23 protein-coding genes are annotated in these 25,511 nt (G+C 67.4%); 3 read left to right on the top strand and 20 right to left on the bottom strand.

Annotation, left to right across the window (positions count from 1 at the left end; genetic code table 11):
• Positions 1 to 218: 218 nt before the first annotated feature.
• From I8J34_RS18940 to imuA, 3 genes are read right to left on the bottom strand one after another with little or no spacing between them, the layout of a single operon-like run.
• Positions 219 to 3,386, bottom strand: coding sequence for an error-prone DNA polymerase (locus I8J34_RS18940; RefSeq protein ID WP_214363192.1), 3,168 nt, complete (start codon positions 3,384 to 3,386; stop codon positions 219 to 221).
• On the bottom strand, positions 3,370 to 4,773 hold the full coding sequence (locus I8J34_RS18935) for a Y-family DNA polymerase (protein WP_230411915.1): 1,404 nt from the start codon (positions 4,771 to 4,773) through the stop codon (positions 3,370 to 3,372). Before I8J34_RS18935 ends, I8J34_RS18940 begins: the two co-directional genes overlap by 17 nt.
• Before the next feature lie 12 nt (positions 4,774 to 4,785).
• Complete coding sequence (imuA, locus tag I8J34_RS18930) at positions 4,786 to 5,487, bottom strand: translesion DNA synthesis-associated protein ImuA (RefSeq protein ID WP_214363191.1); 702 nt, start codon at positions 5,485 to 5,487, stop codon at positions 4,786 to 4,788.
• 251 nt (positions 5,488 to 5,738) lie between these two features.
• On the opposite strand from imuA, the gene I8J34_RS18925 reads away from it, so the two are divergent.
• Positions 5,739 to 6,416 (top strand): DsbA family oxidoreductase, encoded by a 678-nt coding sequence (locus tag I8J34_RS18925; protein ID WP_230411917.1) that lies wholly within the window; start codon positions 5,739 to 5,741, stop codon positions 6,414 to 6,416.
• Positions 6,417 to 6,540: 124 nt separating this feature from the next.
• Here I8J34_RS18925 and I8J34_RS18920 read toward each other — a convergent pair whose 3' ends face one another.
• Entirely contained in the window at positions 6,541 to 8,610 is a 2,070-nt protein-coding gene (locus I8J34_RS18920; protein WP_214363189.1) for a 3-hydroxybutyrate oligomer hydrolase family protein, read from the bottom strand.
• A gap of 197 nt (positions 8,611 to 8,807) precedes the next feature.
• Here I8J34_RS18920 and I8J34_RS18915 point away from each other — a divergent pair, with 197 nt between their 5' ends.
• A complete protein-coding gene (locus I8J34_RS18915; RefSeq protein WP_214363188.1) occupies positions 8,808 to 9,524 on the top strand; it encodes a helix-turn-helix transcriptional regulator in 717 nt (238 codons plus the stop codon).
• 68 nt (positions 9,525 to 9,592) lie between these two features.
• On the opposite strand, the gene I8J34_RS18910 is transcribed toward I8J34_RS18915, so the two are convergent.
• The 10 genes from I8J34_RS18910 to I8J34_RS18865 all read right to left on the bottom strand — a co-directional run bounded on the left by I8J34_RS18910 (position 9,593) and on the right by I8J34_RS18865 (position 19,715).
• Positions 9,593 to 11,494, bottom strand: a complete 1,902-nt coding sequence (locus tag I8J34_RS18910) for a PhoX family protein (protein WP_214363187.1) — start codon at positions 11,492 to 11,494, stop codon at positions 9,593 to 9,595.
• Between the two features lie 323 nt (positions 11,495 to 11,817).
• Positions 11,818 to 12,090 carry a DUF4287 domain-containing protein gene (locus I8J34_RS18905; protein WP_230411914.1) on the bottom strand — a complete coding sequence of 91 codons (273 nt, stop codon included), beginning with the start codon at positions 12,088 to 12,090 and terminating at the stop codon, positions 11,818 to 11,820.
• A 138-nt stretch (positions 12,091 to 12,228) separates the two neighbouring features.
• A complete protein-coding gene (locus tag I8J34_RS18900) occupies positions 12,229 to 13,539 on the bottom strand; it encodes a TRAP transporter large permease (protein ID WP_214363186.1) in 1,311 nt (436 codons plus the stop codon).
• A gap of 9 nt (positions 13,540 to 13,548) precedes the next feature.
• On the bottom strand, positions 13,549 to 14,151 hold the full coding sequence (locus I8J34_RS18895; RefSeq protein ID WP_230411913.1) for a TRAP transporter small permease subunit: 603 nt from the start codon (positions 14,149 to 14,151) through the stop codon (positions 13,549 to 13,551).
• Complete coding sequence (locus I8J34_RS18890; RefSeq protein WP_214363185.1) at positions 14,132 to 15,133, bottom strand: TRAP transporter substrate-binding protein; 1,002 nt, start codon at positions 15,131 to 15,133, stop codon at positions 14,132 to 14,134. Before I8J34_RS18890 ends, I8J34_RS18895 begins: the two co-directional genes overlap by 20 nt.
• Positions 15,134 to 15,796: 663 nt before the next feature.
• Positions 15,797 to 16,342 (bottom strand): ankyrin repeat domain-containing protein, encoded by a 546-nt coding sequence (locus I8J34_RS18885; RefSeq protein ID WP_214363184.1) that lies wholly within the window; start codon positions 16,340 to 16,342, stop codon positions 15,797 to 15,799.
• The gene (locus I8J34_RS18880; RefSeq protein ID WP_214363183.1) at positions 16,339 to 16,806 is read right to left on the bottom strand and encodes a hypothetical protein; all 468 of its coding nucleotides are present in this window, start codon (positions 16,804 to 16,806) and stop codon (positions 16,339 to 16,341) included. Before I8J34_RS18880 ends, I8J34_RS18885 begins: the two co-directional genes overlap by 4 nt.
• A gap of 407 nt (positions 16,807 to 17,213) precedes the next feature.
• Positions 17,214 to 17,621, bottom strand: coding sequence for a hypothetical protein (locus I8J34_RS18875; protein WP_214363182.1), 408 nt, complete (start codon positions 17,619 to 17,621; stop codon positions 17,214 to 17,216).
• A 348-nt stretch (positions 17,622 to 17,969) separates the two neighbouring features.
• Complete coding sequence (locus I8J34_RS18870; protein ID WP_214363181.1) at positions 17,970 to 19,226, bottom strand: beta-ketoacyl synthase N-terminal-like domain-containing protein; 1,257 nt, start codon at positions 19,224 to 19,226, stop codon at positions 17,970 to 17,972.
• Between the two features lie 12 nt (positions 19,227 to 19,238).
• Positions 19,239 to 19,715 (bottom strand): hypothetical protein, encoded by a 477-nt coding sequence (locus I8J34_RS18865; protein ID WP_214363180.1) that lies wholly within the window; start codon positions 19,713 to 19,715, stop codon positions 19,239 to 19,241.
• A gap of 119 nt (positions 19,716 to 19,834) precedes the next feature.
• Between I8J34_RS18865 and I8J34_RS18860 the strand changes: the two genes are divergently transcribed.
• Entirely contained in the window at positions 19,835 to 20,278 is a 444-nt protein-coding gene (locus I8J34_RS18860) for an excinuclease ATPase subunit (protein ID WP_214363179.1), read from the top strand.
• Positions 20,279 to 20,381: 103 nt separating this feature from the next.
• On the opposite strand, the gene I8J34_RS18855 is transcribed toward I8J34_RS18860, so the two are convergent.
• From I8J34_RS18855 to I8J34_RS18830, 6 genes are read right to left on the bottom strand one after another with little or no spacing between them, the layout of a single operon-like run.
• On the bottom strand, positions 20,382 to 21,089 hold the full coding sequence (locus I8J34_RS18855; protein WP_214363178.1) for a class I SAM-dependent methyltransferase: 708 nt from the start codon (positions 21,087 to 21,089) through the stop codon (positions 20,382 to 20,384).
• A 14-nt stretch (positions 21,090 to 21,103) separates the two neighbouring features.
• Positions 21,104 to 21,931, bottom strand: a complete 828-nt coding sequence (locus I8J34_RS18850; protein ID WP_214363177.1) for a MipA/OmpV family protein — start codon at positions 21,929 to 21,931, stop codon at positions 21,104 to 21,106.
• On the bottom strand, positions 21,924 to 23,153 hold the full coding sequence (locus I8J34_RS18845) for a beta-ketoacyl-ACP synthase (RefSeq protein WP_230411912.1): 1,230 nt from the start codon (positions 23,151 to 23,153) through the stop codon (positions 21,924 to 21,926). The genes I8J34_RS18850 and I8J34_RS18845 overlap by 8 nt, the downstream gene beginning before the upstream one ends.
• Positions 23,153 to 23,890, bottom strand: a complete 738-nt coding sequence (locus tag I8J34_RS18840) for a 3-ketoacyl-ACP reductase FabG2 (protein WP_214363176.1) — start codon at positions 23,888 to 23,890, stop codon at positions 23,153 to 23,155. The genes I8J34_RS18845 and I8J34_RS18840 overlap by 1 nt, the downstream gene beginning before the upstream one ends.
• The gene (locus I8J34_RS18835) at positions 23,883 to 24,317 is read right to left on the bottom strand and encodes a hotdog family protein (RefSeq protein ID WP_214363175.1); all 435 of its coding nucleotides are present in this window, start codon (positions 24,315 to 24,317) and stop codon (positions 23,883 to 23,885) included. Before I8J34_RS18835 ends, I8J34_RS18840 begins: the two co-directional genes overlap by 8 nt.
• On the bottom strand, positions 24,314 to 25,510 hold the full coding sequence (locus tag I8J34_RS18830) for a beta-ketoacyl-[acyl-carrier-protein] synthase family protein (RefSeq protein ID WP_230411911.1): 1,197 nt from the start codon (positions 25,508 to 25,510) through the stop codon (positions 24,314 to 24,316). The genes I8J34_RS18835 and I8J34_RS18830 overlap by 4 nt, the downstream gene beginning before the upstream one ends.
• Between the last annotated feature and the right edge of the window lies 1 nt (position 25,511).

The following is a 25,511-nucleotide window of genomic DNA, read 5'->3' as shown; positions in this document are numbered from 1 at the left end:
CCATCCCGAACAGGACCGTGAAACGGAACAGCGCCGATGATAGTGCCCAACTCGGGTGTGAAAGTAGGTCATCGTCAGACTAACCAAAAGAAAAACCCCCGTAGTCATCTTGACTGCGGGGGTTTTTATTTCTAAACCCGAACAGAAGCCAGAATTCCTAGCCAGAAGCCAGAATTCCTAGTGCTCGCGAAGACTCCCTGCGAGGCAGCAATCGTCAATCAGTGAAAGTCCCGGCTGTGGGTAGTCAGATCCTCCATCCAATCCGTCAAATCGACCAGTCGCTTGGCCAGAACGTGAATGACTGTCTCCTGGCGCTGCAACTGCCCGAAAACGCCCAGAAGTCGAGAGCGAAGCAGGACTTGGCGTTGTTGTTCGGCCAGATCGGAATAGACCACGATATTACTCAAACCGGATTCGTCCTCGAGCGTGACGAAAACGATGCCGCTGGCCGTGCCGGGGCGTTGCCGGGTGGTGACGATGCCGGCGACACGGACCAGAGCGAGATGCGGTAGCTTGATCAGCGCATCTGCGGCGAGGAAGCGCCGTTCGGAGAGTCTGGTCCGCAGCAATGCCATGGGATGGCGGCCGAGGCTGAAACCAAGGTTCGCGTAGTCGGTCAGGATGGCGTCTGCTTCGCTGGCGGCAGGAAACGAGACTGACGGCTCTTGCGGTGGCGCGGTGTCGAACAGGTCGTCTTGGCGATGCAAGCCGCTGGCTGCCCACAGGGCGTTGCGGCGTTCGCCGGCCAGCACTTTCAAGGCGTCGGTGACCGCGAGGCGATCGAGATCGATGGCTGCGAGTTCGGCGCGTTGGGCGAGATCATGGAGTGACGTGAAGGCGGCGCTGCTCCGCGCCGTTTCGATGCGTTCGGCCACGTGTCGCGACAGTCCGTCGATCTCGCGTAGCCCCAGTCGCACAGCGCAGCGATCCGGTGCGTCGGGCAGCGACTCCAGCGTGCAATCCCATTGGCTTTTAGAAACATCAACCGGCAGCACCTGGACGCCATGGCGGCGCGCGTCCTGGATCAGCTGGGCCGGTCGGTAGAAACCCATGGGCTGGCTGTTCAGCAGGGCACACAGGAACGCTTCCGGTTCGTGGTGTTTGAGCCATGCCGAGTCGTAGGCCAGCAGAGCGAAACTGGCGGCATGGGATTCGGGAAAGCCGTATTCCCCGAATCCCTCGATCTGGCGACACAAGGCGTCGGCGAACGCCTGCGTGTAGCCGCGTTCGGCCATGCCGCTACGCAGCTTGTCCTTGAACTGTTGCATGTGCCCCTTGCGACGCCAGGAGGCCATGGCGCGGCGCAGTTCATCCGCTTCACCCGGCGTGAATCCGGCGGCGACCTCGGCCAGTTTCATCACCTGTTCCTGGAAAATCGGCACGCCCAGCGTCCGTTCCAACACTGTGCGCACCGGCGGAGGAAGTTTCTCCATCTCGCGCGTAGCCGATTCGCGGTCATTGCGGCGTGAAAGATAGGGATGGACCATGTCGCCCTGGATCGGCCCGGGGCGCACGATCGCCACCTGCACCACCAGGTCGTAGAATTGCCGGGGCTTGAGGCGCGGCAGCATGGCCATCTGGGCGCGCGACTCGACTTGGAATACGCCGACCGAATCGGCCTTGCACAGGGCGTCGAAGGTCCCCGTGTCGCCGTCGGGGATATCGGCCAAGCTCATGGTCGTTCCGCGGCGCTGGCCGACCAGCGCCAGCGCGCGACGGATGACCGACAACATGCCCAGGGCCAGCACGTCGACCTTGAGCAGCCCGAGGGATTCGAGGTCTTCCTTGTCCCACTGGATCACCGAACGATCCGGCATGGCGGCGTTTTCAATCGGGACCAGCCGCGCCAGCGGGCCATCTGAAATGATGAAGCCGCCCACATGTTGCGACAGGTGTCGTGGTGCGCCGATCAGCTGGTCCGTCAGTGCGAGCCATTTGGCGACACGCGGGCCGTCGGGGGCGAGGCCGATCTCACGCAGGCGCTGCGGCAACTGCTCGCGCTTGTCCCACCAAGCCATGGAGCGGGTCAGGGCGCTGATCTGTTCGGCGCTGAACCCCAGCGCCCGGCCGACGTCGCGCAGTGCGCCGCGGGTGCGGTAGCGGATGACCGTCGCGGCCAGCGCGGCGCGCTCCCGGCCGTACTTCCGGTAGATGTACTGGATGACGATCTCGCGCCGTTCGTGTTCGAAGTCGACATCGATGTCGGGCGCCTCGCCCCGTTCGCGCGAGATGAAGCGCTCGAACAGCAAGGAAGCACGCGTCGGGTCGACTTCGGTGATGCCGAGCGCAAAACACACCACCGAATTGGCCGCCGAGCCGCGTCCCTGGCACAGGATGCCCTGGTGGCGGGCGAAGCAGACGATGTCATAGACCGTGAGAAAGAACGGTTCGTAGCGCAGCTCGGCGATCAGCGCCAGTTCCTTGTCCACCGTGCGCTGCACCTCACGCGGCACGCCTGCTGGATAGCGGCGCAGCAGGCCGGCGGTGGTCTCGCGGCGCAGGTAGCTGGTGGCGGTCTCGCCCGACGGGACGACCTCCTGCGGATACTCGTAGCGCAGCTCGTCGAGCGAAAACCGGCAGCGCTCGGCGATGCGCACCGTTTCCGCCAGCAGCGCGGCCGGATACAAGCGCGCCAGGCGCAGCGGATGGCGCAGATGGCGTTCGGCGTTGGGGAACAGACGCCGGCCGGCCTCGAAGACGGTGCACTGATGGCGCAGGGCGGTCACCGTGTCCTGCAGTGGGCGCCGGTTGCGCCGATGCATGTGCACATCGCCGGCGGCGATCATCGGCAACTCCGCCATGGCGGCGAGGCGACCGAGTCGGGCCAGGCGGGCCGCGTCGTCCGGACCATTGTGCAACTCCACCGCCAGCCAGGCGCGCTCGCCGAAACGCTTGGCAAACCAGCGGGCGTCGTCGGCGCTCGCGGTCTCGTGGGGTACCCACAGGGCGAGGCAGTCGGGCACGGCCATGGCGGGTGCCAACGCGTCGATGTCGCCGCGGGTCAGATGGTAGCTGCCCTTGCCGGCCCGTCGTCGCCCCAGGGTGATCAGCGCCGACAGGTTGCCGTAGCCGGCCCGGTTGCAGGCCAGCAGCACCAGTTTGAAACCGCAGGCGAGGGTGAATTCTGCGCCGTAGATCAGCGAAAAGCGGTCCACCGCCGCGCCGTGTTCGGCGCGTAGTTGCTTGAGCCCTTCATGGGCACGCACCGCCCCGGCCAGCGAGCACTCGTCGGTGATCGCCAGTGCGCGATAGCCCAGTTGCCAGGCGCGTGCGACCAGCTCTTCCGGATGCGAGGCGCCGCGCAGGAAGCTGTAGTTGGACAGGCAATGCAGCTCGGCATAGGCCGGGCGTGGCCCGCGCGCGGCCGGGTCAGCCGAAGTAGCCATGCAGCCACCAGCCGGCCGGGTCGCGGAAGATCCACAGCCAGTTGCCCTGGGCCGTGACGGCCACGAAGTAGTCGCGGCGCAGGTCACCCAGGGCTTCGTCGGCGTCCCACCAGCCGCTCTCGATCCGCTCCGCCCGGGTCAGCAGGCGCAATGGGGTGCCGCCGTGGGTGGGGCGGCCGGCCACTTCGTGCAGCGCCTGAGGCTCGGGTTTGAGCCATAGTGGCCGCTGTGTGGCCGCGGGTTGGGCCGCGGATTTTTCGTCCGGCCAGTCGACCGCGCGGGACGCGCATTCGGGGCGGTGATCGTCCTGCAGCGCCAGGCCGTGGACGGCCGTGTCGCCGAGCCGGGCGCGCAAGCGCTCGACGACCGGGCCGATGTCGCCGGCGCCCTGCTGGCCGAACAAGGCGCTGTTGTTGCCGGGCAGATCCTGCGGGGCGTCGGCGATCAGCTGCAGTTCGACGACCGGTTCGGCAAGCGTGTGGCGTTCGAGCTGCTCGCGCGTTACACGCAGGAAACGCTCGGCGTCGCGTGTCAAGGCGGCGAAACCGAGCGCCAGCCGGGTCGGCGGGATGTCTTCATGCTGCAGCACTAGCGTGCAGGTACTGATGCCGGCCATGCGGGCGGCCAGCCAGCCGGCCAGGGCCAGCAGCAGGCGGCGGGCGGCGAACAGCAAGTGGTCGGCGTGTTCGACTCTGGCCGGCAGTTCGAGGCGCTGGACGAAGCGCTCTGGGAACGCGAACGGGACTTGCGGATCGGCCAACTCGCCGCGCGCTCGCGCCAGTTGCAGCGGCAGCTGTTGGCCGAAGCGATGGCCGAGCGAGGCGGAGGGCAGGGCGAAGAGTTGCCCCAGGGTGTCGAGCCCGAGCGCCCGCAGGCGCTTGCAGGCGCCATCGTTCAGCGCGAGCACAGCCACCGGCAGGGCCGCGAGCGCCGCTTGCCAGTCGTCGGCGGTGCTGTCGGCAAGGGTCAGCCAGTGGGCGGCCAAGGGCGTGTCGGCCAGACCGAAGCGCAGGCTCAGGCCTTGCGCTTCGGCGCCTTGGCGGATGGCGTCGAGCAAGGCCGCCTGTCCGCCGAACAGGCGCAGGCAGCCGCCGATTTCGAGCAGCAAGGTGTCGGGCGGGGCCAGGCTGACTTGGGGCGTGAAGTGGCCGGCCCAGCAGGCCAGCGATTCGAGCATGGCGTGTTCGCGCGCCGGCTGGCGCTCATGCGGGCGCAGTGCGGCGGTGAGGGCGAGCGCGTCGGCCAGGCGCATGCCGGGGCGGATGCCGGCCTGCTCGGCCGGCCTGTCGGCTGCGACGATGCGCTGCTGGGCAACCGCGGCGGCGGGGGCCGGCAGGGCCAGCACCTCGACCGGCAGGCGAAAAAAATGAATGGCCAGCCAGCGCACGGGCGCGCCTCGTCAGGCCGTGTGACGCGCGGTGGCGACGGGGGCGGGCGGGCGGACCGGCTGGTCCAGGCGTGACCAGGGCAGGGGGCGTTCGATGCTCAGGGTGATCGGCTGGGCCAGCGGCGGGCCGCGGCGTTTGAGGATGTCTACCTGCAGCCCGTCGTGACGGCCGCGCAAGGCGAGGCGCAGCGGCGCCGGCGAGGCTTGGCTGGCCACGCGTTCGGGCCTGAAGATCAGGCTCAGCGTGCGCGACCCGCTGCTGGCCAGCTGCAGGCGGCGCAGGCTGCGGGCGTCGGCGGCGGGCAGCCAGGCCAGCAGGGCGGCCAGTGCGCCGCTGCCGAGCAACTGCTCGCAGGCCCAGGCCGCGTCGGCACCGCCCGCCTCCACCACCAGCAGGCGCGACAGTGGCAGGCCGAGCTGATGCCAGGCCGGGGCGTGCACCGGGGCGGGCGGGGCGACGAGGACGATCCAGCCGGCCTCGGCGTCGAGCTGACGCAAGGCGGGCAGGAACAGGCTCAGCTCGCCCGCGCCGAGCGCTCCGGTGAGCACTTCGGTGAGGCTGCCGCAGGGCCAGCCGCCATCGGGCAACACGGCGTCGAGCGCCGCATGGCCGCTGCCGACCGCCGCGCCGGCCGGGCGCGCGCAGTTGCCGCCGCGCCACAGGTCGGGGCGGTTGAGCAGGGCGTCGAGGTCGGCAGGTACGGGTTTGGGCATGCGCGAAAAACACCGAGAGTTTCTGTCATTGTTGACGCTTGCGGGCGGGTGTCAAGCCGCTCGCCGACGTCGGCACCAAGGCCAGCGCCGGGTTGTGCGTGTCAGACCTGCGCGAGCGCGCGTCGTTCGTCCTGGCCGGCGGTACGGACCGGCCGGCTGCGCGCCGTCCGGGCATTTTGTGCCTAAACTGAAGGCGCCGCGCCCCCGGGGTCGGGGGCGGGATTCTCCTGGAGATCGCTGTGTTGAGCAATATGCCTGAAGAGGCGCCGACCCTGAGCATCGACATGGTTGCCGATTTCGTCTGCGTCTGGTGCCATGTGGGCGGCGCACGGCTCGGTGCCGCCTTGGCCATGTTGGCGGCGCAGCGGCCGGATGTCCGGGTGACGGTGCGTCACCAGCCCTTCTTGCTCGATACGGCCATGCCGGACGATGGCCATCCCTATCCGGACTACCTGGTGCGCAAATTCGGCAGCCTCGACGCGGTCAAGGGCTTGCAGGCGCAGGTCAGCGCGGCGGCCGAGGGCAGCGGCGTGCATTTCGACTTCGCGGCCATCCGGCGCCGGCCGTCGACCGTGAAGGCGCACCGGCTGATCCTGCGGCTGCAGGCGGCGGAGGCAGACCCGGCGCGCGTGGCGGCCCTGGTGCATGCCATCTTCCGGGCCTATTTCGAACAGGGGCAGGACATCGGGCGCAGCGCGGTGCTGGCGACACTGGCCGATGCGGCCGGGCTGGGCGCGCCCGATCTGATCGACTGGCTGGACGGCGCCGAACTGGCCGACGAGGTGTTGGCCCAGCACCGCCAAATCCGCGATCGGGGCGTGCAGGGCGTGCCGTTTTTCATCCTCAACGATGCTGTCGGTCTCAGCGGTGCGCAGCCGGCCGAGGTGTTGCTGAGGGCCATGCTCGACGCTCTCTCGCCGACGACGTGAGGGGCGCCGGTTCGGGCGCCACGGGAGACGGATCGCCCGTCGAGACGCGCCCGCGACCGGTCAATATGACGAAGGGCGCCGCAGCGCCCCCCGTCATTTTTCAGTGCGTCGGTTCAGCCGAAACTCAGTTCGGCAGACTCACATGGCCGCCGTGCACCGTGATGCGCTCGGCCGGGGCCGGGTTGATGCGGATCGGCGGCAGGTTGGCGGTGGTCAGCGCTGGCGCTGCGCCCGGCGCGCCGCCGCGCGGCGTGGTGTGCACTACCTGCGAGGGCGGCAGCGGTGCGCCTTCGGTCAGGTGTTTCCACATCATGTCGAGTGCCATGCCGCCGTAGTAGTGCAGCGGAATGAAGCGGCTGTCGTAGCCGGGGAAGGGCAGGAAGGCCTCGAAGTGCTGGGCGTTGGTGACCTCGATGTAGCTCAGCCGGCTGCGCTTGCCTTCGGCCAGCTTGTTCAGGCCGAGGTAGGGGCGCGAGGTGTGGTTGACCGGCACCAGCGCATCCGAGCGCCCGTGCACGATCAGCGTCGGCTTGCCGTTGAGGCGGCCATTCACCTCCGTCTGGGCGATGCTGTGGCGCACCCGCCGTTCGGCCAGCAGATCGCGCAGGCACAGCGCGCCGTCCCAGTAGTAGTCGGCCAACCCGGTGCTGGTCGAGACGCCGAGCGCTTCGCGGATCGGGCCGTTGGCGGCATCTTCGGCGATCAGGTTGATGCCGGTCGACGGCGGCACGCCGTTGTTCAGGCTCCACAGCGTCGGCATCGGGCTGGCGGCCGGGGGGGCCGGCAGGCCGGCGGCGTCGGTGGTGCCCATCGAGTAGCCGCACAGGTTGTCGGTGACCGAGGCGCGCATGAAGGCGTTGGCATAGGTCAGGCTGACTGCCGTGCTCACCGCAAAGCCGAAGTGCGAGGCGTGCAGCAGGTTGCTGTCCGGCTCCCAGCCATGGGCCTGCAATTTGGCCAGCGCGTCTTCGGCCTGCTCGACCAGGGTGTTGCCGGCGATCATGCCGGCGGCCACCAGCGCGGTGCAGCGGTTGGCGCCGAAGGCCGGCACCACGAAGCCGACGAAGGGGCTGTCGGCCACCGAGGGGGCCAGCGCGGCGCAGGGCTGCACCAGGTTGGCGAAGGTGGTGTAGTCGTACAGCGGCAGGCCCGGCGTTGCCACCGGCATGCCGCCGCGCGTCACCGTCACGCCGCGGCGCATGGCCACGTTGATCTGCGGCTCCTGAGCTACCACGGCGTCGATCAACCCGCGCCGATCGGCCTCGGCCGCAGCCACCACGGCGCCGCCGCCGTTGGACACGCTGGCGGCGATCACCAAGGTGTTTTCGGGGCGATAGCCTAGCCGCTTGCCATGCCGGTGATGCGGGGTGCCGGTGGCATGCCATCGGTTGAGCACGTCGAAGGCGAACTCGATCGCCGCCAGCGTGGACTCGCCCCAGATGCGCTCAGGGTTGTCCTGCGAATGGGCGTGCTTCATGGCGTAGCGGTTGGGGTGCTGGGCGATGTAGGCCTGGCGGGCCCGCTCGCTCAGCTCGGCGCGGAACAGCGCGGTGCGGCGGGCGTCGCGCGCGTCGGCCAGGGTGCCGTCGGGCAGGGTGACGGTGTTGGTGTCCAGCTCGTGGCCGCCGGCGCCGGTGCCCTTGTCGGTGTAGGCCACCGCGCAGCCGCGCTTGAGCGCCCATTCGCCGGTGGTGCCGATGGCGCCATACACGCCGCGCGAACCGCTCGACGGGCCGGCGACGATGCACGGCTGGGCCGGGTTGAAGTGCTCGGGCACCTGCACCAGCAGGGTCACGTTCTTGGCGCCGCGGATGTTCTGGCTGGTGCGGTATTCGGTGCCGGGGATCAGGCCTTCGCCCAGCGTATCGTTGCCGGCCAGATCGATGTTGGGGCCGAACAGCCGGCCGTAGCCGCCGGCGTCGGTGGTGTCGATCAGGGCGCGGTAGTTGGCCCAGATGTTGAGCCGGCGCAGCTCGGCCGGCGTCGGCGCGAGCGGGTTGGCAATGGCCGGCGCGACGGCCGAGGCCAGGCCGGATTTGCCCAGCCCGGCGGTGAGCAGGTCGTCGTCGCCCTCATGGACGGTGATCGACACATCATGATGGCGCAGACCTCCGGGTAAACCCGAATGGGCCGACGCGACGGTCGGCGCGAGCAGCAAAGCCCCGGCCAGACCGAACAGCAGGTCGTGTTTCATGTCTCCTCCTTGCGTGGGTGTCTCGGCATGTCATTGTGTTTGTCGTCGGCGCGCCGTGGTGATGTCACCGACGGGCGGCCCTTGCGGGCAAACCCGCATTGAGGGGTGCGCCGGCCGGTCTAAGCTACCCCCGAAGCCTTGCGAAATGAATCATGCAGATGCATGAGATTCGCACCCACGACAGGGAGGACTGCGACATGAACGAGCATGACAAGCACCTGCTCGCGCTGATGGAACTCGGGCGCACCGGCGCGCGGGCCGACTACCGGCGCGAGGCGCTGGCCTGGCTGGACCGGCAGATTGGTTTCGACGGCATGGTGTGGGGCGAGGGGCGCCAGCACGCGGGCGGCGCGGTGCACATCCACAGCGCCGAATTGCGCGGGCGCTCCGAGCGCATCCTCACCGACTACGCCGGCATCGCCCACCTCGACCCGGTGGCGCGACGCTTTGCCGAGCTGCCGCGGGCGCTGCAGAACGTGGCGGTGGAGCCGGACCTGGCCGATGCGGCGACCGCGCCGGTGCGCGACTGCCTGCGCCAGCATCATGTCGGCCAGCTGATGCTGTGCGGCGTGCGCAGCAGCGATGCCGGCGGCCTGCGCTGGCTCACGCTATACCGCGAAGATCGCACGCGGCCGTTCAGCCCGGCACAGACGCAGGCGGCGGCCTTCGCGATTCCCTTCGTGCTGCTGGCCGAGCCGGATGCGCCGCTCGCGCCGGCTGGGCCGGATGCCGCCGAGCTGCTCACCGCACGCGAGCACCAGATTGCCCGCGCCTATGCCGACGGCGCCGACTACAAGCGTATTGCCCGCCAGCTCAAGGTGTCGCCGACCACGGTGCGCACCCATCTCCAGAGCTGCTTTCGCAAACTCGACGTGCATAACAAGATCGCCCTGCGCGCCCGCCTGCTGGGCTGACGCCTCCGCCATGAAAAAGCCCGGCAGGCGGGCGCCTGCCGGGCTTTTTGTCAGGACGACGCGGTGGCTCAGGAGCCGATGATGCCGCCGTCCTTGCGGGTGATGACGATGGTGCAGTCGCGCGGTACGGTCACGCCATCGAGCTCGGCCGGGAAGTTGGCGACCGTGGGGTCGCCCTCACCCGGATGCTGCATGTTGATGAACAGGGTACGGCGGTCCGGTGTGACGGTGATGCCGGTGATCTCGTCGCCGCTCACGCCGGTGAAGAGGCGGCGGATCTCGCCGGTCTTGGTGTCGGCCACCAGCATCTGGTTGTTCAGCCCGTCCTTCTGGCCGCCGTCGGTCTGGATGAACAGGCGCCCGTCCGGGTCGGCCCACAGGCCGTCCGGCGAGGCAAAGCTGTCTTCGGTGCCGTGGGTGTCCTTGGCGATCAGGAAGATGTCCCAGGTGAAGGTGGTGCCCACATGCTGGTCGGTGTCATGCCAGCGGATGATGTGGCCGTCCGGGTTCGGCGCCATCGGGTTGGCGGCGTCGGCCACGGTGCGCTTGCTGTTGTTGGTGAGCGTGCAATAGACGTCGCCGTTGGGCGCCACGGTGGTCCACTCGGGGCGGTCCATCGGCGTGGCGCCGAGCACGTCGGCGGCCATGCGGGCGTAGGTCAGCACCTCGGCCTGATCGGCAAAGCGGGCGGCCAGCGCCGGGTTGTCGATGCTCAGCTCCAGCCACTGGCCGGTACCGTCGTCGTTGAACTTGGCCGCGTACAGCTTGCCGTGGTCGAGCGGGCTCTTGCCGGCGCGACGCATCTTCTTCCAGTTGTCGTCGGAGACGAACTTGTAGATGTAGTCGAAGCGCTCGTCGTCACCCATGTAGGCCACCACGCGCTTGCCGCGCCCTTCGGTGATCGCCACGCCCTCGTGCTTGAAGCGGCCCAGCGCGGTGCGCTTGACCGGCGTCTGGGTGGCGTCGAAGGGATCGACCTCGACCACCCAGCCGAAGCGGTTTTCTTCGTTGCGGTAGTCCTCGTCCGACAGGTCGAAGCGGCGGTCGAACAGATGCCAGCCGTAGTCGAAACCGTTGGCCGAGAAGCCGTAGCGCTTTTGCGCCTCGGTGGCACTCCAGGCACCGCTGGCGCCGAAGTAGCCGTTGAAGTTTTCCTCGCAGGTGAGGTAGGTGCCCCACGGCGTGTGGCCGTTGGCGCAGTTGTTGAGCGTGCCCAGCGGGATGTTGCCGTTCGGCGTGGCGAGCAGCGCGTGGCCGGCCACCGGGCCGCTGAAGGCCACCGGCGTGTTGGCGTGGATGCGGCGCGCGTTGGCGCTCTCCACCTGGCGCCAGCTGCGGCCGACCTTCTTGATCTCGACCACCGACATGCCGTGCGCGTGCTGCGAGGTGCGCACATCGTCCAGGTTGTCCGGCATGGCCTTGCCCAGCACATGCGCGTTGGTGCCGAATTCATGGTTGATCGCCAGCATGCCGTGGCGGTTCTCGCCACCTTGCCAGCGGCCGGCATGGCGGCCCCAGTGGGCGCGGTCGTCATCGTCGCGACAGGCTTTGTCGTCCATCGGGAAGAACCACATGCCGTCATGGCCGATGCCGATCTGGCGCGCCTGGTCGGCGGCGCTCGGCGGCCACTGGTAGGCCGGGCCACCCGGCTCGAGCGGCTCGCCCCAGGGGATCAGCACCTGGTAATCATAGTCGGCCGAGATCGACGGCCACGGGCCATTGCCCTCGGCCACCGGCACCGGCGCGAAGCCCAGCAGCCGGCTGCGCGGACGACCGCGGCCGTGGCCACGCGCGGCGTCGTCATCCTTGCCCCAGCCCTTCATGCCGGCCAGCGCGGGGCTGGCGAAGAAGCCCATCGCCGCACCGGCCAAACCGCCGGCCAGCACCTTGCGGCGCTGCAGGTTCACGTCGAGTACGTCTTCGAACGGGCGGTTGCCCGAGGTGTTGGAAATCCCGTCATCGTGCTTCATGGTCGCGTCCTCTGTGATTGTTGGTTTCCCCGTGAGGGCGGGGGCAGAGCGCGACGGTATCGGGATTGGGTTACGGAAATTTGTCGGTGCCGATGACAATGCGGTGACAGCGGTCGGAGGTCGTCAAAGGAGGGCGCCGTGCCAAGCAGGTGAGAGGTCTCTGACACAGAGGAGGGGCTAAACCCGGCAGGGCCCGCTGCGGCGCGTATGGCAAACGGAAGGGATGCGTCGCCCGGATGGCGCGAAGCGCCATCCGGGGTCAGCGAACGATTGCCGATGAATCCCGGGGCGACCCTGCCGGTCCCGCCCGGGCTACGCTTTCTTCATTTGGCTCGTGACACCATGACATGCGCAACGATTGCATTGGCATGCCCGTGCCCCAATCCATGCTCGGCTTTCAGCCAAGCGACAATTTCCATGTGCTTCTTGTCCGTGACCTCACCAACCAGGTTCAACCAATAGTCGATGGGTTTTCCATATTTTTTCTCGATGGAGGGAAAGTATGAAGCAGGTCCCTTGACTCTCTCTACTGCGGCCATTTTCGAATCCAATATGTTGAGATGGTATTTATCGGAAAGGCTGATGTAGGGCGCCATGCCCTTCGGCTATTGTGCCCTACGTCAGCAATGGCGCGTCTGGGGCCCGCGATCGACTACCGACGAATCCCGGAGATGGCCCTACGGGCCTTGTCCAGATTACGCCTGCTTCCCCAATCTGCACATGCCACGCGATGTTCAGCCGAACATCTGTCGGGGGAGCCAGAGGGCGATGTCGGGGAAGAGGGTGATGATCACCACGCCCAAGCACATCAGGGCAAAGAACGGCAGTGCTGCGTAGGCGATGCGGCCGATCGGATGCCCCGTGATTCCTTGGAGGACGAACAGATTGAAGCCCACGGGGGGCGTGACCTGGCCGAGTTCGACCATGAGCACGAGGAAGATGCCGAACCAAACCGGGTCGAAGCCGGCCATCGTCGCCAGGGGAAACGTGATCGGCAGGCTCATCACGACGATCGAGATGCCATCGAGGAACAGCCCGAGCATGATGTAGAAGAGGGCGAGCATCAGCAGCAGCTGGTAGGGCGACAGACTGAGCGCATCGATTGCCTTCGCCAACTCGGCGGGGACATGCAGGTAGCCCATCGCGGTGGACAGCAAGGCCGCGGCGACGAGAATCGAGCACACCATGCAGGAGACCTTGACGGCTCCCATCAGCGAGTCGACGAAGATTCGCCAGGTCAGTTCGCGCATGAGCACGGTGATTGCGAGCGTTGCCGTGACGCCGACCGCCGCGGCCTCCGACGGCGTTACCAGGCCGGCATACATGCCGCCGAGGACGATGACGATGAGCGCGAGCACCGGCGACAGATCGAGGATGGCGCGCAGCCGATCCGTCAGACGGTAGCGCTCGTCCCCCTTGGGTGACAGCTCGGGGTTGATGAAGCAGCGCAGCATGATGTAGCCCGAGTACAGCCCGGCGATGAGCAGGCCCGGCAGCAGCCCCGCGGCGAACAGCCGCGAGATCGACACTTCAGCCAAGACCCCATAAACGATCATCACGATCGACGGCGGAATCAGCAGGCCCAGACTGCCGGCGCCGGCCAGGGAGCCGATCGACAGGTTGGTGTCGTAGTTCCTGTCCGCGAGCGCGGAGCTGGTGATTTTGCCCACCATGGCCGTGGTCGCGGCGCTCGAGCCACTGACCGCGGCGAACAGTGTGCACCCGGTGACATTGGTGTGCAGCAGCCCACCGGGAATGCGTGCGACGAAGGGCGTGAGCCCGCGAAACAGGCGGTCGGCGATGTCGGTGCGGAAAATGATCTCGCCCATCCAGATGAACAGCGGAATCGCCACCAGCTCCCAGGTGCTCGAGCTGCGCCACAGAATGGACTTGGCGATGGCGCCGATACGATCGACCGGAAAGTCGAGAATTAGCCCGAGCGAGGTGACGCTCACCAGCATCAAGCCAGCGAAAACCCAGGTCCCAAGCCCGATGTACAGCACGATCAGACCGAGGACCGCGAGGCCCGTTAGAAATGCATCCATTGCAGTGCCTCACTCTCCATGACCTTCCGCCGTGATGTCGTCGCCGATCAGTTGCCCGCCGGTCAGGACCCGGAGCAGATAGGCGAGGAGTTGCAAGGCGAAGATCGACAGGCCGATCAGCACCAGGCCCTCGGGGATCCACAGCGGCACCTGGGCGACGGTTTCGCTCACCGAGCCGCGGGCCCAACTGCGGGCAACACTCTTCCAGAAATACCAGGCGATGAAAACCGCCAGCGCCAGCGTGGTGCCGACGCAGAACGCTTCAACCAAGCGGCGCACGATCCCGTTTCCCAGGTGCGTGAGCAACACGTTCACCCGGATCAGCGAACCGCTTTCCAACGCATACCCGAGCGACAAGAAGGTGATGGCCGCCACTCCGTAGCCGACAAACTCGTCCATGATGAACGTCGAGGTGGCGAACGCCCCGCGCAGCACGATTTCCACCATGATCAGCGCGACCACCAGGACCATGGTGATCGCGGCGATCGCCGCAGCCACTCGGGACAAGCCGTAGGCTGCGGCGTTGATGAGGCGAGCCGCGGTGGCGATGGGGCGTGCCTCTCCTGTGTGCGTCAGCGGCACCTGGCGCGGCTCACTCGGCACGTCCGACACGCGTCCGGTATTTGCTGACGATCGCCTCGCCGTCGCTACCCATGCTGGACTTCCAGTCGGCAAGCGCGGCGGCGCCGAATTTGGAGAGCGCCGCGCGATAGCCGGCAGGAGCCTCCGTGACGACCTGAACGCCTCGCTTCGCTGCTTCCTGGTAATTCTGGTCGACGCGTGCCGCCATCGCTGCCCACGTATGTTCGTCGGCGGCGGCAGCCGCTTTGGTGACGGCCTGCTGCAGCTCGGGGGAGAGCGCATTCCAGGTGTCGAGATTGATCGTCACCATGTTCAGCGGGCTCGCGTAGTTGATCTCGGTGAAATGGCTGAGGTGCTCGTTGAAGCGCGAGCTCAGGCCGGCCTCGGCAGAGGTCAGTACGGCGTCGATGCCGCCGGTGCCCAGCTGCGGAACGACGTCGGCCCAGCTCAACTGCACCGGTGCGGCACCGGCGGCGCGGAAGGTCTGCGTGCCCGGCACGTCGTAGGTCCGAAGCTTGACGGCCTTCAGCGCGTCCATGCTGTCGAGCGGCTTCTTGCCCCACAGCCCGCTCGGCGGCCACGGCGAGGAATACAGAAGCTTCTGGTTGTACTTGGCGAAAATCTTTTCGTAGTAGGGTTTGGCCGTTTCGTAGAGTTGCCGTGCCTCGGCATGGGTGACGGCGACGAAGGGTAGCGAAGACAGAAGGAAAAGGTTCTCGACGCCCCCGAGTGGGGCAACGAAGGTGTTCGCGATCGGCACCGCCCCGTCGCCCACCGCATCGAGCTGATCCTTGGACTTGTAGCCGAGTGCGCCGCCGAAGTGGTGCACGATCTCGATCTTGCCCCCCGACAGCTCCTTCAACTTCCCAGCGAAGTACACGTCACCCTCGCCGTGGATGGAGGTTGCGGAATACTCGTTAGGCATATCCCATTTGGTCTGCGCAACGCCCGGTGTGCTGAAGGAGACCCCCGCTGCGATGAGGGTTGATGCGAAAATATTTCGATACTTCATGGGGGCCTCGCTCTGTGGGTTGTAGGCAAATGCAATCGCTCGACAATCCTAGCGTGGGTGTCGCGACGCACCTCCATCAAGAGCGACGTTGAGTTGGTCATGCGCGACACAGGCGCCGATCAGGCGCTCATAGACCGCAGCTGGGCGTCTTGGCTCAACAAGATCAGCCCGCTTGCGGATGTCGTGGTTCGTCGCTGGCTGTTCGGCCGCTTCGACCCGCGAGTGGAGTGGGTTCTATGTGTAGCATCCTCGTCCTGGCGGCCTTTCGCGCGGATGTTTAGGCCACGGGGCGCACGACCGGCCGTGCCATCGAGCGGCAAGAGACGCGTCTTGGATGGGGAAGAGGGTTATCGCCGGCGCATTGCGCCGACCGCCGATCTATCGAGATCCCACGGCACGTGGCGCGGAGGTAGATGGCCGAACTCGCGCGGACTGTTGATCGTGCTTTTCGGACAGCGCAATCTTGCGCACGACCAACATCCGGCGTAATGCCATTCGACTATTTTTGCCTGCGTCAGCGATGGCACGTCTGGGAGGTGGCATGGACGCGTTGCCCGGACGTCGTTCGGGGGCCGCGGTTGATCCACCGATGAACCCCGAAGGGGCCCTGCGGGCCTTGTTCGGGCTACGCCTGGCTTTGGTGCTCAAAGAGCCCCGCGTGAACTAGTTTGCTGCCGCGCCTTCCTTCCCGGTCAGCATCACGACGATCTTTGCAAAGGCCTCCGAGGGCATTTTGGTATTGGCTTCACGTGCGATGTCGAGGGGCGTGCGGCCGATTCCATCCGTGGTGTGCGTCTCGGCGCCGTTGTCGAGCAGCAGGCGAACCGCTTGCGGATTGCCTTCGAATGCGGCGGCATGCAGTGCGGTCCATTTCAGTTGCGAGCGTTGATCGACCGCATTGATGTCGAGGCCGGCGCGCAGATAGTGCTGTAGCAACTGCGTCGCGTCGCTCAGGTTTTCCATGCTGGCGGGGAACTGAGCGCCTGCGCTCGCGTTGAGTTCCTTCACTTCTTCTTGCGTGGGATGAAGGTGATAGAGCGCCTGTCGGCAAATCCAGGCACGCACCCCCGCCTCGGCTTCCATGCACGATTGCAAGGTCAATACATTGGCGGCGCGCAAATCGGCGGTGGCCCAACCGAGCAAAGCGACAACGGCCACAAACAGAACGAGTAGGCTGTTCCGTAGCTTGCGGGGGCGCATTGTCGTCATGCCCAGATTTGCGAGACTTGGTTGATGGCGTAAAACGGCGCGACGCGGCGCCGGGCGTCTGCCACGCCGTTCAGACGGGCTTCCAGCAGATAGCGGCATTGATAGGCGACGGCCCGGCGAATGGTTTCGTAGATTCTCGCGTTCAGAAGGTCGTCTTCGGTCGCGTGCTTCCAGATGTGCTTGGCGTATTTCTTGACAAGTTTCTTGCCCATCGACGCCAGGCTCTTGCCGGGCTTTGCGATGGACGTGAACAGCAGGTCAACGAACCCAAGCGCGTAGGACGCATCAATGGCCGCGACAAGCAGCCCCTGAGCCAGGCGGCGCGTGTTCGTATCGATGTCCATGCTGTTGATGCGCGACGCGTACATGGGCCAAAAGAACCTGAGAATGTCGCGTGTTTCCTCCTCGTTGAACACAAGGTCGGATTCAGGAATATCCGGGACGTTGATCAGAATGGAGCCCACGCTTGTTCCCTTGAGCTGGATCGGAGTGCCCGGCGCCTTTGTGCGCCGGCGTGAAAAGCAGAGGCAATGCTAATGGCATTGCCCGGGCGCGTCAAATTCAGATCATGTCGGTTGGGTTGAGCGCAGCGAAGCCCAACACTGGCGGGGCCGGCATCGAGCGGTGCGTGTTGGGCTTGCTTCGTCAGCGCAATCTACGCTCGCTTGCACCCGACATCGGCTGTGGCGCGTCTGGAGGATGGGATTCGTAGTCCGGATGGAGCGAAGCGCAATCCGGGGTCAGCGGTCGATCCACCGATGAATCCCGGAGGCGGCCCTGCGGGCCTTGTCCGGGCTACACTTGCTCAGCCGACGGCCAAGGTCCCAGCGTTTGGGCGGTTGGATGGAGCGCCTTTTTGGACCTTGGACGATTAACCATGACCAATGCGCTCCCACCTTTCTTCGAAGCTCTCTTGGTCGTAGCTGGTGGGCTGGAGCCAGAACGACACGCGGCCCTCCTTTTCCCCGCGGTGTGCAAGTTCCTTTACTTCAGTGGGCAGCATGATGAACGCTGAAGGCGCCGAAGAAGTGACCTTGTTCACGACGACCCAAAAATCACCCATGACCTTTTCAAGCGACGTGCCGAGTGGAACGGGGTTTCGCTTGCTCAGTGCCTTGACTTGGATAGCGAGCTTGCGGGTGGCATCTTGACTGTAGGCGATGATGTCAACGCCGCGAGCATTGCGTGCAGTCGGCATGACATTCCACCCTAGCAGCGAGAGGTGGTAGCAGGTGTAGTAGAGACCGGCATTCCCGGTGAGCTGCGGATCAAGCGCCATGTGAAGAGGTCCTACAGTTGAAATAGATGGAATATGCCAATACTGCGCTACGCCGAATCGGCCGATTACGGCACGGCTGGTCGCAGGCAGCGACCATGGGGAATGTTGTCGAAGCAGGTCTCTCAATACCGCCAGGCACAAGATGGTGAGCCAATTGGCCAAACATGCTGCGGCTCACGGGCAGGGGGCAGACAGCGAAATGTCGCATGGGGGTGGTCTGCGGTTCAATCCTTTTCGGCTATCCCAGCATCGGGCCGCCGCTTCTGGCCGGTTACTGAGCCCCGGAACTCGTTCTTCCCCAACTGACCCGCACGCCGTTTCCGACCCCCGTCAACAGCGCAGTAACGCTCAGCCCGTCACGCGCCGGAAGATCAGCGAGGCGTTGGTGCCGCCGAAGCCGAAGCTGTTGGACATGGCGGTGGTGAGCGGATGGTCGAGGGCGCCGGTGAGTGGCGGGGCGAAGGCGGCCAGTTGCGGGTCGAGGGAGCCGCAGGTGGGGCTGCCGGCGATGAACTGGTGGTCGAGCATCAGCAGGCAGTAGATGGCTTCGTGCACGCCGGCTGCGCCGATGGGGTGGCCGGTGAGGCCTTTGGTGGAGCCGTAGCGCGGCAGCGTGTCGCCGAAAACGGCGGCCAGTGCTTTCAGTTCGCTGAGGTCGCCATTGACGGTCGAGGTGGCGTGGGTGTTCACGTAGTCGATGCCGGTGCCGGCTTCGGCCAGTGCCAGGCGCATGGCGCGGGCGGCGCCGTCGGGGTCGGGGTTGACCATGTCGCGCCCGTCCGAGGTGGCGCCGAAGCCGATGAGCTCGCCGTAGATGTGGGCCTGGCGGGCGCGGGCATGGGAGAGCGATTCGAGCACCAGCATGCCGCCGCCGCCGGCGATGACGAAGCCGTCGCGGTCGATGGCGTAGGGGCGCGAGGCTTGCTCGGGCGTGGCGTTGAAGCCGGTCGACAGCGCGCCCATGGCGTCGAACAGGGCGGTGGAGGTCCAGCACACTTCTTCGGCGCCGCCGGCGAAGACCACGTCCTGCTTGCCGGCCTGGATCAGTTGCGCGGCCTGGCCGATGCAGTGGGCCGAGGTGGCGCAGGCCGAGGTGATGGAGAAGGACACGCCCTGGATGCCGAAGATGGTGGCCAGGTTGGCCGAGGCGGTGCTGCCCATGACGCGCGGCACGAGGTAGGGCGGGATCTTGTCGGCGCCGCGTTCGCGCAGCGTCTGGATGCCGCTGAGGTGGTTGAAGCCCGAGCCGATGCCGGAGCCGGCGATGAGACCGGTGCGCGGGTGGTGCAGCGCGGCGTCCGGCAGGCGGGCGTCGTCCAGTGCCTTGCGCATGGCATGGTAGGCATACAGCGCCGGGTCGCCCATGTAGCGCGCCAGTTTGCGCGGCACCGGCGCCTCGGCGCTCAGGTCGGGGACGCCGGCCACCTGGCTGCGCAGGCCGAGCTCGGCGTATTCGGCCACATGGCGCAGGCCGCAGCGCTGCTGGCGCAGGGCGGTGAGGATGTCGTCGAGCGTGTTGCCGATGCACGAGACGGCGCCCATGCCGGTGACCACCACGCGGCGGTCGGGCGGGGGTGTGGGCCGGGCGGCGTTCGGTGGGCGCATCGGGGCCTGGGCTCAGGGCGCGCTGCGTTCGAGCCGCGCGCGCAGGGTGCCGATCAGCAGGTTGACCCAGCGGTTGTAGTTGGGGTGGATGAGCTCGGTGCGCGTCTCGACCTGGCCGCCCGGCTCCTGGCTGACGGCCCACGGGCTGGGCTCCTTGACCATGTAGTTCATGTTGTCGCTGCCGGCATAGGTGATGTCGAAGGTGTCGGCGCGGTAGGCGATGTTGACGCGCACGGTGTGCTTGTTGCGCACCACCAGCGTGGCGAGCAGGGTGTCGGGCGCGCTGCCGGGCTCGGCGCGCCAGCCGCGGTCCTGGCAGGCCTGGATGATGCGGTCGCGGATCTGCGCCAGGCTCAGGGCCTCGCCGGCCGGCTGCACCCAGCTGACCTGCGGATGATTGACGATGGGCACCGAGCTGCGGGCGGCGGCGGGGCCGGCCAGGGCGAGACACAGGGCCGCAGCGGCCAGGGCATTGAGAAAGCGCGTCATGAGGCATCCTTGAAAAATGCGTGGGGGTATTCCGAAGGAATTCTTGCTTGATGGGCGGGGAGCTGAAGTAAACTCGGCCGGGTCATGTTTTCAGTCCAAGCCGTCAGGAGGAATTGCCCGTGTTGCGTTGTCATCGTGTTGCCTTGCTTGCCCTTGCCGTACTTGCCGCCCAGCCCGCCATGGCACGGGATACCCGCCACAACTTTCCGGTCGGCGATGCCATGGCGACGTCGGGCGCGCGCGAGAAGCTCGACCCGGAGATCAAGTTCTTCTTCGGCACGCAGAAGCATCCCAAGGTGCTGCAGCGTTTCGGCGAGTGGGGCACCAACAAGAAGACCAATGCCTTCGGCAAGGACGACAAGGTGGCCTGCGAGTGGGCCTTTCTCAGCGCCATGCTGGAGTTGCAGGATCGGGTGAAGAAGGAAGGCGGCAACGCGGTGATCAACATCAAGAGCAACTACCGCGGCAACGAGACGGTGAGCAACGAGACCTACGAGTGCGGCGCCGGCGCGATCATGGCCGGCGTGGCGCTCAAGGGCACGGTAGTGCGCATCGGCCGCTGAGCCCCTGCCTGGCGACGGCGAAGGGGCCGTTGCCGCACACCGGATTGCGGCGGCCCCGCGGGCCGCCGTCTTTTTTTGGGTGCCGTGACGTAGCCGCATGCGCTCAGGCCGCGGGCTTGGTGGCCACGAGGTTGACCAGGGTTTCTTCGCGCTCTTTGGGCACGCCGAAGCCGAACCATTCGAAGGCGCCCAGATCCGAACGGCTCCACCACAGGTAGGGCTCGGAGACGTTCTTCGCCTCGAACACGAAGCCCGCGTCGCGGATCATCGCCTTGTATTCGTCCGCCGTGCGCTGCACATGCATGGGGTGGCGGAACAGCAGGCGGATGATCCACGAGTGGATGTAGGCGCGGGTCGATTCGGCGAACAGCAGCTGGCCGCCCGGCTTGAGGATGCGGTAGAACTCGCGCATCGCCTCTTCCTGGCGCAGCAGGTGGTGGAAGGTCTGGTGGCAGAACACCATGTCGACGCTGGCGTCGGGCAGGTCGATGGCGGCGCAGTCGTTCTGCTTGAGCTCCGCGTGCAGGCCTTCGCGCGCCAGCAGCGTGCGGGCGGTCGCCAGGCTGTGCGCGTCGAACTCGATGCCGATCAGGCGCGAGGGGGCAAAGGCGGCGTTGAGCAGGCTCAGCGAGTTGCCCTGGCCGCAGCCGACGTCGGCGATCACCGGCGCGGCCGGGAAGGGCGCGTCGGGCAGGCGGCGCAGGTCGTCGATGGCAATCTTCAGCACATGGTTGCGCCAGATGCGGGTGCCGAGAAACCAGAAGCCGAAACGGGTTTCCGGCACGTAAGCGTTGGAGGTCATGGTGTCCATGGGGTGAGGCGCGCTCAGCGCGCGGTGTCGACGGTTTGCGAGGACTCGAGAAAGATCCAGGAGATGCCGATGCCGCCGGTCCAGGACAGGCGGTCGCGCACCAGCGGGCTGTCTTCGAAGACGGCACCGCCGAGCTGGTCGGCGCGCACGAAGCCGCCGACCCAGAGTTTCTTGAAGCGGCGGGTCAGCGCCATCGTCAGCTGCCAGCCGCCGTAGCCCGACTTGGCTTCCCAGGCGGGGCGCTCGGCCGTGGCGTAGCGGGCATCGACGCCGTAGTAGTAGGCGAAATAGTCCTTGTCGCCGAATACCGGGCCGGTGGACACGCTGGCATGCCAGCCCGGCCACGGGTGGTTGTCGCGGTCGAGCGCCAGGGTCGGGGTGAACACCGTGCCGACGTCGCGCAGGTGGGGCAGGTCGACCGCCAGCACCTTGCGCAGCGGCAGGCGCAGCGTCACGTCGCCCCAGGGTTGGCGCCACTGGTAGCTCCAGCGCGGGCCGATCTCGACCGTAGGGTCGAGGTCCGGCATGTCGCGCCGGGCGCGGTTGTCGTCGCTCTTGACCGGCACCGCCGCGCCGAGGCTGATGTCCCACTCCGAGTGCTCGCCCTTGTAGAGCAGGCCGCGCACCTTGTCGCGATCGACCTGCAGGCGTTCGCCGCGATACACCACATAGGGAATCGGCAGCGCGTACAGGCGGCGCTGGTCGGCGCCGCGGTAGTCGGGCATGGAGAGCAGGCCGACGCCGGCGCCCAGTTCCCACAAGGGTTCGTCGGCTGCCTGCAGCGGGGCGCTGGCGAGGATGGCGAGCGCCGGGACGAGCAGGGTGCGCAGGAGATCAGGCATCGGCATGTCGGAAGATGAGTGAGGTGTTGATGCCGCCGAAGGCGAAGTTGTTGCTCATGAAGGTGCTCGCCGCCAGCGGCCGTTCGCTGCCCATGATGTGGTCGAGCACAGCGCAGCGCGGATCGGGCGCGTCGAGGTTGAGCGTCGGCGCGAAGCGGCCGGCGCGCAGCATCTCGATGCCCAGCCAGGCTTCGATCGCACCACAGGCGCCGAGCGTGTGGCCGAAGTGGCCCTTGAGGCTGCTGATCGGCGTCGTCTCGCCGAAGACCTCGTGCACCGCGTTCGATTCGGCGATGTCGCCGACCTCGGTGGCGGTGCCATGGGCGCTGATGTAGTCGATGGCGGCGGGCGGCAGGCCGGCGTCGGCCAGTGCGCGGCGCATGACGGTGGCCATGGTGTCGGCCGAGGGCTGGGTGATGTGCTTGCCGTCGGAGTTGCAGTCGAAGCCGACGATCTCGGCGAGGATGGTCGCGCCGCGCGCCATGGCATGTTCGTAGGATTCCAGCACCAGCGTGGCCGCGCCTTCGCCCACCACCAGCCCGTCGCGCGCCGCATCGAAGGGGCGCGGCGTGAGGCTCGGCCGGTCGTTCATCTGGCTGGTGGCGAAGAGGGTGTCGAAGACCGCCGCGGCGGGGCTCGACAGCTCCTCGGCGCCGCCGGCGATCATCAGCGCCTGCTTGCCGTAGCGGATCGCCTCGTAGGCATAGCCGATGCCCTGGCTGCCCGAGGTACAGGCGCTGCTGGTGGGGATCACGCGGCCCTTGAGGCCGAAGGTGAGGCCGATGTTGACCGCCGTGGTGTGGGCCATCATCTGGATGTAGCTGGTCGAGGTGACGCCGGTCATTTGGCCGGTGTCGAGCATCTGGCCGAAGACCCGCACCGGCTCCACGCTGCCGCCGGACGAGCCGTAGGCGATGCCCATGCGGCCGTCGGCGATGCTCGCGTCACCGAGCAGGCCGGCGCCGGCCAGCGCGCGCTCGGTGGCACACACCGCCATCAGCGACACCCGGCCCATCGAGCGCAGCATCTTGCGCGGATAGTGGGCCGGCACCTGGAAATCGTCCACCGGCGCGCCGAGGCGGGTTTGCAGATCGGCGACGGCGTCCCACTCGGGCATGCGGCGCACGCCGTTGCGGCCCGCCTGCATGGCTGCGTCGATGGCCGCCCAGGAGTCGCCCAGCGAAGTGATGCCGGCCATGCCGGTGACCACGACACGGTGCATCAGATGATGCCTCCATTCACGCCGATGACCTGGCGGGTGACATAGCTGGCGGCGTCGGACATCAGGAAGCCGACCACCGCCGCCACCTCCTCGGGGGTACCGATGCGGTTCATCGGCACCATCTTGAGCGCCTCGTCCAGCGGCAGCTCGCGGGTCATGTCAGAGTCGATGAGACCCGGCGCCACGCAATTGACGGTGATGCGCCGGCTCGCCAGCTCGACCGCCAGCGCCTTGGTGGCGCCGATCAGGCCGGCCTTGGCGGCGCTGTAATTCACCTGCCCGCGGTTGCCCATCACGCCCGACACCGAGGCCATGGTGACGATGCGCCCGCCTCGCTTCTTGCGCACCATGGGCATCACCAGCGGATGCACGATGTTGAAAAAGCCGTTGAGGCCGGTGTCGATGACCGCGTCCCAGTCGCTGTCGCTCAGCGCGGGGAAGGCGTTGTCGCGGGTGATGCCGGCGTTGACCACCACGCCGTAGTAGGCGCCGTGGGCGTCGACATCGGCCTCCAGCGCCTGGCGTGCGGCCTCGCGGTCGGTGACATCGAAGACCAGCAGGCCGGCCGTGCCGCCGGCCGCGCGGATGGTGGCGATGACCGCCTCGGCGGCCTCGACGCCCTGGCGGCAATGCACCGTGATGGCAAAGCCCTGGCCGGCCAGTTGGAGGGCGATGGCGCGGCCCAGGCCGCGGCTCGAGCCGGTGACGAGGACGCGGCGCGGAGGGGTGTCAGTCATGGTCGGGGGTCTCGTAAACCTTGAGCGTGGCATCGGCGATCGGCTGGCCGTCGAGCGCCAGCGTGCAGTCGAAGGCACCGAGGCCAGAATCGTCGCGAAACACCAGGTCCGCCTTGATCTCGATGCCGATGCCGGCGGGAAAGTCGGCGCGCGCGCAGCGATAGGCACGGGTGCCGAGCAGATAGCCGATTTTCGGCGGCCGGCCGCGGCGACGCCCCTCCAGGCCGACGAAGGCGGCAATCGTCTGGGCCATCAGCTCGATGCCGACCCAGGACGGCATGCTGCCGTCGGCGTTCGAATACCACTGATCGGGCGCGATGGTGGCATGGGCCACGATGCGGTCGTCGGTGCAGTCGCAGACGCGGTCGATCAGCAGGTTGGGCGGCCGGTGCGGCAGCAGCTCGGCGGGCGGCGGAAACAGGCTCATGCGGCGTCCCCGATCGCCAGGCAGCAGTTGCTGCCGCCGAAGGCAAAGGAACTGGACAGCATGACTCTCCTTGCGTGGGTGGCGAGGGTATCCCCGGCGCGCACCAGATTCAGTTCGGGTAGCGCCGGGTCGGCGCAGCCGTCCCACACATGGGGCGGCAGGCGATGGCCGACATTATGCGGCGAAAGGGCCAGCCAGCAAAAGGCCAGCTCGGTGGCGCCGGCCGCGCCCAGGGTGTGACCCGTCAGGGGTTTGGTCGAGCTGCACGGCACACCCGCGGGGAATATCCGCGCCACCGCCTGGCTCTCCATCTCGTCATTCTTCGGCGTGGCGGTGCCGTGCAGGTTGAGATAGGCGATGTGTTCGGGGGCGACGCCCGCCTGCGCCATGGCCTGGCGGATCGCCGCTTCGGCGCCGCGGCCGGTGGGGTCGGGCGCCGACACATGATGCGCATCGCTCGACTCGCCGGCGCCGAGCAGGGCGATGGGCGCCGGCTCGCGGCTGACCAGGAACAGCGCCGCCGCCTCGCCGATGTTGATGCCCTGGCGGTTGGCGCTCATCGGGTTGCACAGGTCGGCCGTGGTGGCTTCCAGCGAGCTGAAACCGTTGATGGTGAGCCGGCACAGCGTGTCCACCCCGCCGGCGATGACCGCATCGCACAGCCCGGCGCGGATCAGGCCTTGGGCCGAGACCATCGCCTTGGCGCTGGAGGTGCAGGCGGTCGACACCGTGTAGGCCGGGCCGGACAGCCCCAGCAGATCGGCCAGGCAGCGCGCCGCATCGCCTAACTCCTGCAGGCCGTAGTGGAAGCCGGCGGGCAGGGCGCCGTGGCGGGCGTGATGGGCCACGGCCGCTTCGCCTTCGAGGATGCCCGAGGTGCTGGTGCCCAGCACCACGCCGACGCGCTGCGGGCCGAAGCGCGCGATGGCCGCGTCCACCTCGGCCGCGATCTGCGCGTACGCGGCCAGCAGCAGGCGGTTGTTGCGGCTGTCATGCTGCGCCAGGCGGGCCGGCAGGGCGGGCAAGTCGGTGATGCGGGCGCGGCCGACGCGCGCCGGCCGGCTCGGAAGCCAGCCGTCTTCGCAGCGCATGCCGGTGGTGTCGCCGCGCAGCAGGCCGTCGCAGACCTCGGCGGCACCGCTGCCCAGCGCGTTGACCAGGCCGAGGGCGGGAAGATAGGCGATCGGGTTCATG

The sequence above is a fragment of the Denitromonas iodatirespirans genome (genome assembly GCF_018524365.1).
Lineage (GTDB): Bacteria > Pseudomonadota > Gammaproteobacteria > Burkholderiales > Rhodocyclaceae > Nitrogeniibacter > Nitrogeniibacter iodatirespirans.
Note: the sequence above shows the minus strand (reverse complement) of the source record. Positions and strands in the feature narration are given on the sequence as shown.

Coding starts and splice junctions, on each gene's coding strand:
- I8J34_RS18940 (WP_214363192.1), bottom strand. CDS start 3,386: ATGGCTACTTCGGCTGACCCGGCCGCGCGCGGGCCACGCCCGGCCTAT.
- imuA (WP_214363191.1), bottom strand. CDS start 5,487: ATGCCCAAACCCGTACCTGCCGACCTCGACGCCCTGCTCAACCGCCCC.
- I8J34_RS18925 (WP_230411917.1), top strand. CDS start 5,739: ATGCCTGAAGAGGCGCCGACCCTGAGCATCGACATGGTTGCCGATTTC.
- I8J34_RS18920 (WP_214363189.1), bottom strand. CDS start 8,610: ATGAAACACGACCTGCTGTTCGGTCTGGCCGGGGCTTTGCTGCTCGCG.
- I8J34_RS18915 (WP_214363188.1), top strand. CDS start 8,808: ATGAACGAGCATGACAAGCACCTGCTCGCGCTGATGGAACTCGGGCGC.
- I8J34_RS18910 (WP_214363187.1), bottom strand. CDS start 11,494: ATGAAGCACGATGACGGGATTTCCAACACCTCGGGCAACCGCCCGTTC.
- I8J34_RS18905 (WP_230411914.1), bottom strand. CDS start 12,090: ATGGCGCCCTACATCAGCCTTTCCGATAAATACCATCTCAACATATTG.
- I8J34_RS18900 (WP_214363186.1), bottom strand. CDS start 13,539: ATGGATGCATTTCTAACGGGCCTCGCGGTCCTCGGTCTGATCGTGCTG.
- I8J34_RS18890 (WP_214363185.1), bottom strand. CDS start 15,133: ATGAAGTATCGAAATATTTTCGCATCAACCCTCATCGCAGCGGGGGTC.
- I8J34_RS18885 (WP_214363184.1), bottom strand. CDS start 16,342: ATGACGACAATGCGCCCCCGCAAGCTACGGAACAGCCTACTCGTTCTG.
- I8J34_RS18875 (WP_214363182.1), bottom strand. CDS start 17,621: ATGGCGCTTGATCCGCAGCTCACCGGGAATGCCGGTCTCTACTACACC.
- I8J34_RS18870 (WP_214363181.1), bottom strand. CDS start 19,226: ATGCGCCCACCGAACGCCGCCCGGCCCACACCCCCGCCCGACCGCCGC.
- I8J34_RS18865 (WP_214363180.1), bottom strand. CDS start 19,715: ATGACGCGCTTTCTCAATGCCCTGGCCGCTGCGGCCCTGTGTCTCGCC.
- I8J34_RS18855 (WP_214363178.1), bottom strand. CDS start 21,089: ATGGACACCATGACCTCCAACGCTTACGTGCCGGAAACCCGTTTCGGC.
- I8J34_RS18850 (WP_214363177.1), bottom strand. CDS start 21,931: ATGCCTGATCTCCTGCGCACCCTGCTCGTCCCGGCGCTCGCCATCCTC.
- I8J34_RS18845 (WP_230411912.1), bottom strand. CDS start 23,153: ATGCACCGTGTCGTGGTCACCGGCATGGCCGGCATCACTTCGCTGGGC.
- I8J34_RS18840 (WP_214363176.1), bottom strand. CDS start 23,890: ATGACTGACACCCCTCCGCGCCGCGTCCTCGTCACCGGCTCGAGCCGC.
- I8J34_RS18835 (WP_214363175.1), bottom strand. CDS start 24,317: ATGAGCCTGTTTCCGCCGCCCGCCGAGCTGCTGCCGCACCGGCCGCCC.
- I8J34_RS18830 (WP_230411911.1), bottom strand. CDS start 25,510: ATGAACCCGATCGCCTATCTTCCCGCCCTCGGCCTGGTCAACGCGCTG.